Genomic DNA, 12824 nt, shown 5'->3' with positions numbered 1-12824 from the left:
TGTTAACACCCGCTCCCGGAAATTCCGGGAGCGGGTTTATTGTATATTGTCTTTGAAAGAGTATATTTCACATTTTGGCACAAATTATTTTTTCGCTTTCAAAAAATATTATATTTGTATGAATCAACAAATTATTAAGTATGAAAAATCTAAGAAAATTATCTAAGATAGATTTAAAGAAAATTAATGGAGGAAATGCTCCTGATTGTCCGGGCGGAACAACAGCCTGCTACATTCCTGGCAAAAATGGGATTCCATCTCGATGGAAGTGTGTATTGGATACAATAGGATGTCCTTAAAATCACTTAGAACCATTTACAATTAACAAAACCCGGTTTCAGAAATTCTGAAATCGGGTTCTTTAATAAATAGGTGAAAATTAAATATAAAATAAAGTGAATTATGCTGATTTAATATCTGGTTGAATAATCAATTCTGCTTCGAAAAGTGAATAAATTATGCTGTTAAAAAAATCGACTTCGAAACGAATTTATATTCATTATTGATATTAAAATAAAATGCCCATACTTTCTGCTGAAAAGTCCAGAAGAGCCTCCGTATTTCCGTGTTTGATCTTCTGTACCCACTGGTAGTCCTGTAAAATAGCTCTTCCTACTGCAACCAGATCAAATTCCTCATTGTCAAGTCTTCTGATCAGTTCCGTAAGATCACTTTTTTCTGTTCCCTGCCCTGCAAAAGCATTAAGGAAATCTCCGTTTAAGCCTACAGAACCTACGGTAATGGTTGGCTGCCCTGTAATTTTTTTTGCCCATCCTGCAAAGTTTAAATCAGAGCCTTCAAATTCCGGCTCCCAGAAACGACGCTGTGAGCAGTGGAAAATATCTACTCCAGCTTCTTTTAATGGTAATAACCAGTCTTCCATCTCGCCTGAAGTAAATGCCAGTCTGGTTTTATAATCCTGCTGCTTCCACTGAGAAAGACGGATGATAATGGTAAAGTCCTCTCCTACTGCTGCTCTGATTGCTTTTACGACTTCAACAGCAAATCTGCTTCTTTCTTTTAATGTTTTACCACCGTATTCGTCAGTTCTTGTATTGGTAACTTCCCAGAAAAACTGGTCGATAAGGTATCCGTGAGCGCCATGAATTTCAAGACAGTCGAAACCAAGGTCTTTTGCTGATTTTGCTGATACTGCAAACTGCGCAATGGTATCCTGAATATCCTCAATCGTCATTGTGGAAGCCTTTTCCATTGTAACCAACGGATAGTCTTCGGACATTCTTGTATCCCCTACGTGCCAGATCTGAGGACCCATTTTACCTCCATTCTGATGTACAGTATCAATGACATTTTTCCAGCCGTTTAAAGCTTCTGTACCATAGAAATCAGGAATGTTCTGCAAGTTTTTTGATCCCGGTCTGTTGATCACAGTTCCTTCAGAAAGAATCAGTCCTACTTCTGAGGCGGCTCTCCTTCCATAATAATCTGCGATGTTTTGGGTTGGAACTCCATTGTCAGATTGTGCTCTGGTCATTGGAGCCATTACAATTCTATTTTTAAGATGTAAATTCCTGTATTGAAATGGTTTAAATAATGATGATGTGCTCATATTTAAATTTATATTTTATAATTGTTACACAAAGTAACTAATAATAGTTCACTTTTGTATCTTTTATTAAAAAAATAGTGGTAACTTCGCAGTAACCTACATTAGTAACATCAAAGTAACACATGAAATTCCGGTTTCATATGGTATTAAAATAAAGATCTCTCTATGAAAAAGAATGAATTAATGCAATACAGCTGTCCTCTGGGTAAGGCAATGGCCGCTCTGGGAAGCAAATGGAAGCCTATTATTGTTCTGGTCATTAAAGACAGGAAATTACGCTTTGGGGAACTGGCAGTACGCATTAATGTCATTTCCAGAAAGGTATTAACTGATCAGCTGAAGGAAATGGAAGCTGACGGCCTTATTATCCGTGAAGAGTTTAAAGAACTTCCACCTCGGGTAGAATATTCTCTTACAGAAAAAGGATTGGCATTGTTGCCTATTCTTTATTTACTGGAAGAGTGGGAAGCTAAATATCAGGTAAAAGGACAGCATGAAGATAAAGATTGTGCTTTCTTGAATGAGTTGACTAGTCCTAAATAATTCTGAAAATTATTTATTATCAGACTTACTTATTATAAATAAGGATAAAATAAAAAATGTAATTAAAAACATAAAAAACTGAATCAATAAAACTGGCCATATACTGGGATCAGCATATCTGTACCCAAAACTCAGAATTGATACAGGAAATGTTATTAATAAAGCATATAAAGTCCATTCACCATACAATGCATCGCTGCCATAAGCCGAACATACTGCTAATGTTCCGGTTCCGACATATAATATCGAAATAATGAATGCCCATTTTCGGGACTTCAAAAATGAAGTTATTTTTTTCATTTTTTTATTTTATATAATTAAGCACTTTCAAAAGGTAAGTATATCACTAAAATGTAAGCATATAGTTTCAAAGCCATTTCAGATGCAAATTTGCAGAAAATATTTCACAATGAATTACAAAGAAATTGCAAAAGAAACCATTGGAAATCTATACAAAGCCCACAGCAGCATCCGAAAATCCGGTATTGATGAAAAACTAATCGCTTTGGTGGAACTTCGTATCTCTCAAATCAATGGTTATGCCTGTTGCTGCAACTATCACGCTAAAGAACTCTCTGATTTTGGGTTTGAACAGGATGTTATCAACAGACTTCCGGGCTGGAAATATACCCATGTATTCAATGATCAACAAAAGCTTGTATAACGCTGATGTATACTTTGAATAAGCTAAGGATTACTTTGGCTGAGGAGGAGTAAAATGTATAACACCAGCATTTATGAATTATGATTCTAATTTTTCTTCAAAATCAACATATTGGCAAAAGGAGTAATTTTCTTATTTTCAAATATTTTCATCTCTGCTGGTGAAATTGATTTTTTCCATTGTTTTTGACTTAAAAAATGAAAAGATCCGATATTAAAAAATATAAAATTGGTAACATCTCTAAACTGCTCTGATATAATGATCAAACCTCCTTTCTTTAATATTCTTTTAGCTTCTTTAAAAAACAAAACTCTTTTCTGATGATCGAGAATTTCATGAAGTGCTGTGACTGCCAGAATGATGTCTTGTGATTCGTTTTCAAAAGGTAAAGTATCAGGGGAAATTCTTATTTCTTTAGGATTAGGAGGATACATTTTCTTTGAAACTTCAATCCCATTTTCATGTTCATGCCTGTTTCCATAAATATCACAAACAGTGAATTTTACATGACCATATTTCTCTTCCAGTTTTCTTGATAAAGGATCAAAGCTTGCATGAATTACAACTGCATTTTCAATTTTTTCCCAATCCAGAAACTCATTTAATCCCTTCAATTCATATAGATCAGAATTATCATAAAGAATATAAGATGCAGCAATTGAAGCTAATATGTTTAAAACAATAAGAATTCCAAAACTTCTTAATAATATGATCCATAAGGATGAATTAATCTGAAAAGACAATATAAAAAGAAATAATGAGATTAAAATTCCAAGTACTATTTTCTTATAATTGAACAGGATAACGAGTTGAGTTATTTTCATGTAAAAGTTTAAAAAGAAATTCTCCTATCAAATCTACAAATTTTAGTACTTACATCATAAAATAAAACCGCTCCCAAAAGGAAGCGGTTTTAAAATTTATCTAAAATCCCAATTAGAATATCGCCGGATATTTCTGAGGATTTGTTTCATTAAACATTGCGTAGATCTTTTCTACCATATCGTCTGCAGACGGCTTACTAAAGTAGTCACCATCACTTGCATAGGCAGGTCTGTGATCATTTGCAGAGATCGTTAACGGATCTGAATCCAGGTATCTGAATGCTTTTTGCTTTTCAAGAATCTGCTGTAAGATGAATCCTGTAGTTCCTCCTTCCACATCTTCGTCAATCACGACTAATCTATTGGTTTTCTTAACACTTTCAGCAATTTCGTGAGATAAATCGAAAGGAATCAATGACTGAATATCAATCACTTCTGCAGAAATCCCTATTTTTTCCAATTCGTTGGCAGCTTCCGTTACAATTCTCCAGGTAGAACCATAAGTGACCAGAGTAACGTCTTTTCCTTCTTTTGTAACTTCAATTTTCCCTACAGGAACAGTGAATTCGCCTAAGTTATCCGGTTGTTTTTCTTTTAATCTGTATCCGTTCAGACATTCTACGATGATTGCAGGTTCGTCAGCCTGAAGCATCGTGTTATAGAATCCGGCAGCTTTAGTAAGGTTTCTAGGTACCAAAACAAGAATACCTTTAGAAAGATTCAGAATACCGGCCATTGGAGAACCTGAATGCCAGATTCCTTCTAATCTGTGCCCTCTTGTTCTGATGATCAATGGAGCTTTCTGACCTCCTTTGGTTCTGTAGTGTACCGTTGCCAGGTCATCACTCATTCCCTGCAAACAGTAAAGAACATAGTCTAAGTACTGGATTTCAGCGATTGGCCTTAAGCCTCGCATTGCCATACCAATTCCCTGTCCAAGAATCGTTGCTTCACGAATTCCTGTGTCAGCGATACGTAAAGCACCGTATTTTTCCTGCATTCCTTCCAATCCCTGATTGACGTCTCCGATATTTCCGGTATCTTCTCCAAAGATTAAAGTTTCAGGATATTTTTCAAAAATTTTGTCAAAATTGTTTCTGATCACTACTCTTCCGTCCACATCTTCAGAACTGTCAGAATAGACAGGCTTGATTTCCTGAACATTTTCAGCCTTCCATTGAGATTGAGAGTATAAGTGAGAAGAATAATTATCTTTTTCAACAGCAGCTACTTCGTTATATTTCTGCATCAGCTGATTTCTTTCTGCAGAATTTGTTCCTCTTGTCGCCAGTAAAGTTTGTCTTACCAGATGGAAGATATCTTTCTTAGCTTTTGAAACCAATTTGTTGAAATGAGCGATATAATTTTCAACTTCAGCATTCTGTCCTTTAAGGTTTTCTACTAAAGGTAAAACAGACTTAATAAGTTCCGAAATAGCTTTCTGATAGTTTTCCCAGGCTGTTTTCTGTCCTGCTTTTGCTGCTTTTTTCGCTTCTTCGTCTATAGCCTTCAGTTCTTCAGCGGTAGCAATCACTTCTTCTTTTCCATCAATTTCGATAGAATAGTTCAGAATCCACTCTTTGAATTTTGCCAGGCCGTCATACTCAGCTTCCCAAGCCAGACGGTCTTCATTTTTATATCTTTCGTGAGATCCTGATGTAGAGTGTCCCTGAGGTTGTGTAACATCTACTACATGCACTACCACCGGTACACTTTCTGTTCTTGCAAAATGTTCTGCTTTAGCATAAGCATCTAATAATGCCGGATAATCCCAAGCTCTTACCTGGATGATCTCACAACCCTGATTTTCTCCCTCTTTTCTCTGGAAACCGCTTAGCATTTCACTGATATCAGCTTTTGCTCTCTGATTTTTCGTAGGAACTGAAATTCCGTATCCGTCATCCCAGATGGAAACAATCATTGGAACCTGAAGAGCACATGCCGCATTCAGAGTTTCCCAGAAGTGTCCCTCTGCTGTAGAAGCATCTCCAATAGTTCCGAAGGCAATTTCGTTTCCTTCTCTTGAGAATTTTTCTGAACCGTCAAATTTTACGCTTTTATAGATATTTGAAGCCTGGGCTAATCCCAACAATCTCGGCATTTGTCCTGCTGTAGGAGAAATATCGGAAGAAATATTTTTTTGAGCTGTCAAATCTTTCCAGCTTCCGTCTTCATTTAAACTTCTTGTTGCAAAATGCCCGTTCATTTGTCTTCCAGCTGAAGCAGGCTCTCTTTCCACGCTGGTATCTGCATACATCTGCGCAAAGAAACTTTCTACCGTTAAGGCATCTATTGCCAATGCAAAAGTCTGATCCCTGTAATATCCTGAACGGAAGTCTCCATTTTTGAAAACTTTCGCCATTGCAAGCTGAGGAAGTTCTTTTCCATCCCCAAAAATTCCAAATTTAGCTTTTCCAGTAAGTACTTCTCTCCTTCCGAGATAAGACATTTCACGAGAGATCCTTCCTAACCTGTAATCTTCAAGTATTTGATTTTTAAAATCTTGAAAGGATATTTCCTGTGTTTCAATATAGGTTGTTTGCATAGCTAAGTAAAAAAGTTTTTAATCTTCAAGTATTTTGCTAATATACACTTTTTAAATTAATTTTAATTTTTAATAATCTTTTTTAAAAATTTGATAATAAAAAAAATTGTGCTTTATTTTGAGAAAAATTGTAAAAGATGGAAAAAAAATCGTCTCATATTCTCAATGCATCCAGTAATCTTTTAGGATTTTCTCTGGTAATTATTACTTCTTTAAAAATATCAAAAATAAGCCATAGCACGTATTTGGATGAGTTTGCAGGAATTGCATGTCTGTTTTTTGCATTCAGTTGCTTTTTTTCTTTCTTAGCCATCCGATCTAAACATGAAAAGCGAACTGACAGATTTGAAACTATTGCGGATTATTTATTTTTAACCGCTTTATTTTGCATTGTTCTGGCTGTAATTATTGTGACAATAAAAATAATTTAACTTTAATTAAAGACCACAATATTAAATTATAAATAATAAAAAAACACAAATAAACAATTAAATTTATTAAAAAAATATAAAAACCAACATTATAAACAAAATATACCACAATTTTACAAATAATCAATAAATAAATCGGCATGAATTTTGACAATGTTTTTTTTCAAAAAAAAAAACACACATTTAAAAATATCATGAAAAAGCAACTATTTCAAGCAACTAGTTTATTATTATTTTGTACACTATCGATAATGCCAAAAGCACAGGTAGGAATTAATACCAGCAACCCTCAGACGACTCTTCATGTGGATGGAGCGAAAGATAATGCAGCATCCGGACTCCCCACAATTACCCAACAATCTAATGATGTTGCCATAACTTCAGGGGGAAATCTAGGCATTGGAACGATAGATCCTACAGAAAAGTTTGATCTGGCAACAGGTAATGCCAGAATTCGTAATATTAATTCAAACATTGGGATCGGAGGAACCGACAGATTTGTAGTAGCGGACGCAAATGGCGTTTTAAAAACAGTAAATTTTAATGCATATTCGTTATTCCATGCAAGATTAGCAGGAAACCAGAATTTAACGACTCTGTCAATAAGCACCTTGTTATTTGGGAATCCATTATCTACTTCACCCTATTATTCATACAATACAAGTACGGGAGTTTTAACGTTTAATCAGGCCGGAAACTATTTAGTAACATTGCAGGCCAGTTTTGGCAGTGCTCCTGCAGGCACACAGTTATTAATTGGAGTAAGACCGGTTCCTGATGCCGATTATTTAGGACGCGGAAGTCATTATAATGCAACAGCAACCTCTTCTACAGTAGGAGAACTCATGAATTACACCACTCTTCTTATTATTCCAAATGCGGGTTATCAGGTTCGCTTTACAGCATCACCTAATCAGGGCTGTACCGTTTTGGCAACAGAAAGCGGAAGTACAGGAAGCGGAAACGTAACCAATGTTACTATACAAAAGATCTAAAGAGATACAGATACAATAAGCCGGACTTTACTCCGGCTTATTGTATTTTAAAACCTTTTAAAACTTTTTTCTCCAACAATTAAAAGTCATGGAAGTTTAAATTCAGCCTTATTGATTGTTATTCTTTTTAATTTTTTTTTGTAAATAGCCATATTAAATTATTGATTTCCAGGCTCTAAAATCGATTTTTTTTCAAAACGCAAGTGGGCTTTTCTGCATCCATCTTTTCACTTAATTAAAGTTTATTAACTTAACTGAATTCGGGACATGACTTCCTATTTTAATCAGAATGGAATCTGTGAAGCTAAAAAAGGAAGCTATTCAGGTGATAAAGAAGAGTTTTTCCGTATTTTCATCTTTTAAAGTGATGTCTCATTAAGCATGCAATGTATAGTAACTTGCGTACATGATGAGGATGAAGAGGACTCCCATTCACACTCATACGGGTTTCCAAAAGCTTAAATCTTAATTTTCTTAAACCAAACTCAGTTTAATTTAAAATTTTCTCTCAATTACATAATCCAGCATAATATGTAATGATTTTCTTGCTTCAGAATCTGGAAACTCATTCAGAATATTTTTTGCTTTCTGCTGAAAATCTTTCATGACTTCAACAGCGTATTCCAACCCGCCTGAGCTTTTAACAAATTCAATCAGTTCCTTTACTCTTTTGGGGTTATTGTTGTAACGTTTTATAGTATCAAAATAATATTTCCTATCCTTTTCATTGGCTGTTTTCAGGGTATGGATCAAAGGAAGCGTCATTTTCTGCTCTTTAATATCAATTCCTACAGGCTTTCCGATCACATTTGAGCTTAAATAATCAAAAAGATCATCTTTGATCTGAAATGCCATCCCTGTAAAAGTTCCGAAGTCCATCATCTTCTTAGCAATAATTTCGTCCGCATTATTGGAAAGAACTCCTATTTCACAGCAGGCAGCAATCAGAGTAGCCGTTTTCTGGCGGATAATTTCATAATACACCTCCTCTGTGATATCCAGTTTTCTGGCTTTTTCCAGCTGAAGAAGTTCTCCTTCAGACATTTCACGGATGGTTCTGGAAATAACCCCAAGCAGATCATAATCTTTGTGGTCTGTAGATAATAAAACTGATTTTGACAAAAGATAATCTCCCACCAAAACAGCAATTTTATTTTTCCACAGTGCATTGATTGAAAAGAAATTACGACGCTTAAAACTTTCATCCACCACATCATCATGTACCAGCGTAGCCGTGTGGATCAGCTCGATCATAGAAGCACCGCGATAGGTTTTTTCCGTCACCTCACCCACCAGTTTGGCACAAAGAAACACAAACATAGGGCGCATCTGCTTTCCTTTAGTGGTAACAATAAAACGGGTTACTTTATCTAATAAAGCTACTTTACTCTGCATTGACTCATAAAACTTCTGTTCAAAAAGTTTCATTTCATCATTGATCGGTCGTTTAATCTCTTCTACAATGTTTGCCACAATCTGCGATGCTGGGTGAATAATTATTAATTCTCACAAAGATAATTTTTTTCGCTCAATTTTAAGATAAAATTAATCTTTGAGTTGATCTTTCGGGATAAAATAAAATGAAGGTTTTGTGGTTCCCAGAGGAGACCTGAACTTTTCTCCTGAAATATAAATTCCCGTTTCATCTACACTTATTCCTTCAATCTGCGATAATGAAAGAGCAGTTCCAAGGTAGTAATGCTTTGGTTTTTCTTTAAAAAATATTCCGGCTTCTGTTTCTGTAAAAATATCTAAAAAAACTTCCGTTTTTCTGGTATATCCTACTAAATAAAGCTTTTTATCAAAATAAGAGGCATCTGTAACCACAAAACCTGTTTTATAGGTTTCTTTTTTTTCTGCCTTTTGCACTTCTGAAATTTCAGGATCTACAATATAATGTGAGGTTGCTTTGGAAGCCCATTCTTTGGTAAAAACATGCAGCTTTCCATTCAAATAAATCATGGCTTCTGCATCGAAGTCATTCTTTGTATTTTTAGCAATAAATTCGGTCTGCTCAGGATAATAAAAAGAAATAGCTATTCCATCTAAAGCCCTTTCTGAACCAGGAATATTCGCAGAATCAAGACTCCCAAAAGGAACTTTATAAATTCTAAGATCTCTCCTTGTTCCGGCATTGTTTCCGAAATCTCCGATATAGAAATTCTCTCCATCATTAGCTAACGCTTCCCAATCGGTATTGATTAAATTGGTTTTCAGTGTCCTGATAATTTCTCCGTTTTTTTTATCAATTTCAAAAAGTTCAGCAGCATTTCCACTGTCATTGAATGTATACAGCTTTCCGTTTAAAATATTCAGTCCTGAGGTTTCCTCAATTTTATTATCCAGATAATGAACTCTGTATTTTTTTATTTTCAGAAAATCAGCCTGCTGGGAAAATGCAGATTGACCAACAAAAAGAGTAATAATCAGAAGAAGTTTTTTCATATGACAAAAGTAGGGTTTTATTCTGAGGTAGTGGGTTTGAGCGTTTGAGAGTTTAAGGGTGAGAGCGTTTGAGAGCGAAAGTGTAGATTCCTACGGAATGGACAAACTACGATTTGCCTATCCGTACACCTTGTCATTCCGAAGGAATCTAAACATTGTAGGTATTAGAGAAGTTGTAGGGTTTGAGGGTTAAAGATAATTTTTTTTGCAGATTGCTTTGCTCTTTTACCTTTTTACTCTCAACCTTTGTTAATGATCTTCTTATAACAGAAAAACGAGCTAAAATAGCCCGCTTTTCCTTAGATTTCTATTGATTTTAAATCAGAAGTTAAGCCGTTTTCTGCTCTTTCTGATTTTGCTGTTGTTCTTTCTTTCGTGCCTGTTTGGCAAAATATTCTTTCTGATACTGCCTTACAGTCTTTCCGGTTCCGTCATGTCTCCATCCCGGTGAATTGAAAATATAATTGATTCTGTCTGTAAATTTTAATCCTGGCTGCTTAAGATCTTTCCAGATTTTTCTCCATTCGTAAAAAAGTACCGTATCCGGTCTGTTATCCGGCATCTTTGGATAGATTCCATACTTCACAGGTACATTCGGATCTTCTTTTTGGAAAGTTCCAAATATTTTATCCCAGATAATGAGACACATTCCCATATTTTTATCCAGATATTTCACATTACATGCGTGGTGTACACGGTGATGAGAAGGCGTTACCAGAATATATTCCAGGAATCCCATGCTCTTTACAGTCTGTGTATGCACCCATGTTCCATACACCTGTCCGATAGCATATGCTACCATAATATGCCATGGATTGAATCCCAAAAATGCTAATGGCGAAAAATATAAATATCTGTAAAGTGGCTGTAATACAGGACTTCTGAATCCTGTTGTCAGGTTAAAATATTCTGAACTGTGGTGCGTAATATGAACTGCCCAGAATGCTCTGGAACGGTGGTCTACATAATGCAGCACATAGTAAGCAAAGTCTGTAATGATAAAACATGCCAGCAAATACCACACACTAAGATCCCAGGAAAAAAGTCTGTGATGGTAAAAGAAAAACATCACTCCCATGGCAAATGCCTTCATGATAAGGTCTAGGCCAAAGTTCATCAATGCAAGATAAACATTGGTGGCGAGATCTTTCCCGCTGTATAGCTTAGCTTCTGAAACGTGGCTGTAAATCATTTCAGCTAAAATAACAGTAGCATGCAATGGGATTGCCCATGCATACACATTTTCCAGCCCGTCCTCGCTCATAAGAAAATCCATCATCACAAAATAATTTGTGCAAAGGTAGGGTTTTAGCCTATTTTTTAAGAAAGTTTTAGGCTTTTTTTAAGGAAATTTTAATCTGTTGTTTTGTTGGCTAACTGTCCGCAAGCAGCGTCTATATCACCTCCACGGCTTCTTCGGACCATTACAGTTACTCCTGCATTTTCAAGCTGCCGGATGTAATTTTCCTCAGCCTGTTTGTTACACTGATCGTATTTTCCATCTCCGATCGGGTTGTATTGAATGAGGTTTACTTTTGAAGGAACCTGTTTACAGTATTTGATTAACGCCTTAATATCTTCATCACCATCATTGATCCCTTTCCATACGCAGTATTCAAAAGTAATAACAGAACCGGTCTTCTGATACCAGTACTGAAGGGCCTCCATAATATCCGTTAACGGGAATTTATCAGAGAAAGGCATGATCTCATTACGCTTGGATTCGATAGCAGAGTGAAGGGATAAAGCCAGCTTTACACGCAGTTCGTCATCTGCAAGCATTTTGATCATTTTAGGAATACCGGATGTAGAAACGGTAATTCTTCTTGGAGACATTCCCAAACCTTCCGGCTGGGTAATTTTTTTGATGGCCTCCACTACGTTTTTGTAATTCATCATCGGCTCTCCCATCCCCATAAATACGATATTGGTAAGCGGTCTGTCGAAATACATTCTGCTCTGGCTGTCAATCAGGGCTACCTGATCTACAATTTCAGCAACTTCAAGGTTTCTCATTCTTTTCAGTCTTGCTGTAGCACAGAATTCGCAGTTTAATGAGCATCCTACCTGCGAAGATACACAGGCTGTAGTTCTTGTTTCTGTAGGAATAAGAACAGATTCCACCATCAGCCCGTCGTGAAGTTTCACTCCGTTTTTGATGGTTCCGTCAGAGCTTTTCTGAAGAAGGTCTACGGAAACAGGATTAATGATATATTCTTCCGAAATTTTCTCACGAAGTGATTTAGAAAGATTCGTCATTTCTTCAATCGAATGGAGGTTTTTACTCCATAGCCAGTCATAGACCTGTTTCGCGCGAAACGGCTTTTCTCCTAAAGACTCAAAGTAGTCTTTAAGCTGGTCTAATGATAATGTACGGATATCTTTCATAATATTAAAGAGCCAAGTTAAAAGTAAAAGGTTTAAAGTTTAGTATTGTTAACTATTGCAGCCAAAATGTTTTTCAATTCGTTACTTTCATTCAATAAAGCTTTAAATTCCTCAGAATCATAACCATCCAGTTCTTCTAAAACACGAAGCCAGAAATGACTTTCTCTAGCTTCCCTTAAAGCAATTTTTACTTTATTTTTAAAATCTGCTTTGGATGATCCTGCCTGGGATTCTTCATAATTAGCACCTATTGAAGTAGCTGATTTCCCGAGTTGAAATCTTATTAATTTACTTTCAGAATCATCATTGGGGAGTGTTCTTAAAAACTTAAGACAATTAACTCCAAATGTAAAAGTTCTGATAAGTAAATCATTTTGTCTCATTTCTACTTGTATTACCTTTAACTTGGCTCTTTTTAC

14 protein-coding genes are annotated in these 12824 nt (G+C 35.8%); 4 read left to right on the top strand and 10 right to left on the bottom strand.

The window, feature by feature from the left end:
- Positions 1-140: 140 nt before the first annotated feature.
- Positions 141-299, top strand: a complete 159-nt coding sequence (locus BW946_RS21365) for a bacteriocin-like protein (RefSeq protein WP_170872060.1) — start codon at positions 141-143, stop codon at positions 297-299.
- A gap of 209 nt (positions 300-508) precedes the next feature.
- Here the strand turns inward: BW946_RS21365 and BW946_RS07590 are convergent, their stop codons facing one another.
- The gene (locus BW946_RS07590) at positions 509-1570 is read right to left on the bottom strand and encodes an NADH:flavin oxidoreductase (protein WP_076595596.1); all 1062 of its coding nucleotides are present in this window, start codon (positions 1568-1570) and stop codon (positions 509-511) included.
- A gap of 165 nt (positions 1571-1735) precedes the next feature.
- On the opposite strand from BW946_RS07590, the gene BW946_RS07585 reads away from it, so the two are divergent.
- Positions 1736-2113: a winged helix-turn-helix transcriptional regulator gene (locus BW946_RS07585; protein ID WP_076595595.1), complete on the top strand. Its 378-nt coding sequence runs from the start codon at positions 1736-1738 to the stop codon at positions 2111-2113.
- Positions 2114-2122: 9 nt separating this feature from the next.
- Here the strand turns inward: BW946_RS07585 and BW946_RS21360 are convergent, their stop codons facing one another.
- Positions 2123-2413, bottom strand: a complete 291-nt coding sequence (locus tag BW946_RS21360; RefSeq protein WP_076595594.1) for a hypothetical protein — start codon at positions 2411-2413, stop codon at positions 2123-2125.
- Between the two features lie 109 nt (positions 2414-2522).
- Between BW946_RS21360 and BW946_RS07575 the strand changes: the two genes are divergently transcribed.
- Positions 2523-2777, top strand: coding sequence for a carboxymuconolactone decarboxylase family protein (locus BW946_RS07575; protein WP_228402484.1), 255 nt, complete (start codon positions 2523-2525; stop codon positions 2775-2777).
- Between the two features lie 86 nt (positions 2778-2863).
- On the opposite strand, the gene BW946_RS07570 is transcribed toward BW946_RS07575, so the two are convergent.
- The 3 genes from BW946_RS07570 to BW946_RS21355 all read right to left on the bottom strand — a co-directional run bounded on the left by BW946_RS07570 (position 2864) and on the right by BW946_RS21355 (position 6459).
- Complete coding sequence (locus BW946_RS07570) at positions 2864-3601, bottom strand: methyltransferase domain-containing protein (protein ID WP_076595593.1); 738 nt, start codon at positions 3599-3601, stop codon at positions 2864-2866.
- A gap of 112 nt (positions 3602-3713) precedes the next feature.
- Positions 3714-6146: an alpha-ketoacid dehydrogenase subunit alpha/beta gene (locus tag BW946_RS07565; RefSeq protein WP_076595592.1), complete on the bottom strand. Its 2433-nt coding sequence runs from the start codon at positions 6144-6146 to the stop codon at positions 3714-3716.
- Positions 6147-6300: 154 nt separating this feature from the next.
- Positions 6301-6459 carry a hypothetical protein gene (locus BW946_RS21355; RefSeq protein WP_168802040.1) on the bottom strand — a complete coding sequence of 53 codons (159 nt, stop codon included), beginning with the start codon at positions 6457-6459 and terminating at the stop codon, positions 6301-6303.
- A 312-nt stretch (positions 6460-6771) separates the two neighbouring features.
- Between BW946_RS21355 and BW946_RS07555 the strand changes: the two genes are divergently transcribed.
- The gene (locus tag BW946_RS07555; RefSeq protein WP_139325982.1) at positions 6772-7572 is read left to right on the top strand and encodes a hypothetical protein; all 801 of its coding nucleotides are present in this window, start codon (positions 6772-6774) and stop codon (positions 7570-7572) included.
- Positions 7573-8067: 495 nt separating this feature from the next.
- On the opposite strand, the gene BW946_RS07550 is transcribed toward BW946_RS07555, so the two are convergent.
- The 5 genes from BW946_RS07550 to BW946_RS07530 form a co-directional block, all read right to left on the bottom strand.
- Positions 8068-9045, bottom strand: a complete 978-nt coding sequence (locus BW946_RS07550) for a polyprenyl synthetase family protein (RefSeq protein ID WP_076595589.1) — start codon at positions 9043-9045, stop codon at positions 8068-8070.
- A 72-nt stretch (positions 9046-9117) separates the two neighbouring features.
- Positions 9118-10017 carry a hypothetical protein gene (locus tag BW946_RS07545; RefSeq protein WP_076595588.1) on the bottom strand — a complete coding sequence of 300 codons (900 nt, stop codon included), beginning with the start codon at positions 10015-10017 and terminating at the stop codon, positions 9118-9120.
- A gap of 328 nt (positions 10018-10345) precedes the next feature.
- Positions 10346-11296, bottom strand: a complete 951-nt coding sequence (locus BW946_RS07540; protein WP_076595587.1) for a sterol desaturase family protein — start codon at positions 11294-11296, stop codon at positions 10346-10348.
- A gap of 74 nt (positions 11297-11370) precedes the next feature.
- Positions 11371-12405 (bottom strand): dual-specificity RNA methyltransferase RlmN, encoded by a 1035-nt coding sequence (gene rlmN, locus BW946_RS07535; protein WP_076595586.1) that lies wholly within the window; start codon positions 12403-12405, stop codon positions 11371-11373.
- 32 nt (positions 12406-12437) lie between these two features.
- Complete coding sequence (locus BW946_RS07530) at positions 12438-12788, bottom strand: four helix bundle protein (RefSeq protein WP_076595585.1); 351 nt, start codon at positions 12786-12788, stop codon at positions 12438-12440.
- Positions 12789-12824 lie beyond the last annotated feature (36 nt).

The sequence above is a fragment of the Chryseobacterium sp. RU33C genome (assembly GCF_900156015.1).
Classification (GTDB): Bacteria; Bacteroidota; Bacteroidia; order Flavobacteriales; family Weeksellaceae; genus Chryseobacterium; species Chryseobacterium candidae.
The sequence above is the reverse complement of the archived record's forward strand: the minus strand, read 5'-3'. Positions and strand labels throughout refer to the sequence as shown.

Excerpts from the sequence above, each read along its gene's own strand:
- BW946_RS07575 (WP_228402484.1), top strand. The coding sequence starts at position 2,523 with ATGAATTACAAAGAAATTGCAAAAGAAACCATTGGAAATCTATACAAA.
- BW946_RS21355 (WP_168802040.1), bottom strand. The coding sequence starts at position 6,459 with ATGGCTAAGAAAGAAAAAAAGCAACTGAATGCAAAAAACAGACATGCA.
- BW946_RS07565 (WP_076595592.1), bottom strand. The coding sequence starts at position 6,146 with ATGCAAACAACCTATATTGAAACACAGGAAATATCCTTTCAAGATTTT.
- BW946_RS07570 (WP_076595593.1), bottom strand. The coding sequence starts at position 3,601 with ATGAAAATAACTCAACTCGTTATCCTGTTCAATTATAAGAAAATAGTA.
- BW946_RS07545 (WP_076595588.1), bottom strand. The coding sequence starts at position 10,017 with ATGAAAAAACTTCTTCTGATTATTACTCTTTTTGTTGGTCAATCTGCA.
- BW946_RS07530 (WP_076595585.1), bottom strand. The coding sequence starts at position 12,788 with ATGAGACAAAATGATTTACTTATCAGAACTTTTACATTTGGAGTTAAT.
- BW946_RS07555 (WP_139325982.1), top strand. The coding sequence starts at position 6,772 with ATGAAAAAGCAACTATTTCAAGCAACTAGTTTATTATTATTTTGTACA.
- BW946_RS07540 (WP_076595587.1), bottom strand. The coding sequence starts at position 11,296 with ATGATGGATTTTCTTATGAGCGAGGACGGGCTGGAAAATGTGTATGCA.
- BW946_RS21360 (WP_076595594.1), bottom strand. The coding sequence starts at position 2,413 with ATGAAAAAAATAACTTCATTTTTGAAGTCCCGAAAATGGGCATTCATT.
- BW946_RS07585 (WP_076595595.1), top strand. The coding sequence starts at position 1,736 with ATGAAAAAGAATGAATTAATGCAATACAGCTGTCCTCTGGGTAAGGCA.
- rlmN (WP_076595586.1), bottom strand. The coding sequence starts at position 12,405 with ATGAAAGATATCCGTACATTATCATTAGACCAGCTTAAAGACTACTTT.
- BW946_RS21365 (WP_170872060.1), top strand. The coding sequence starts at position 141 with ATGAAAAATCTAAGAAAATTATCTAAGATAGATTTAAAGAAAATTAAT.
- BW946_RS07590 (WP_076595596.1), bottom strand. The coding sequence starts at position 1,570 with ATGAGCACATCATCATTATTTAAACCATTTCAATACAGGAATTTACAT.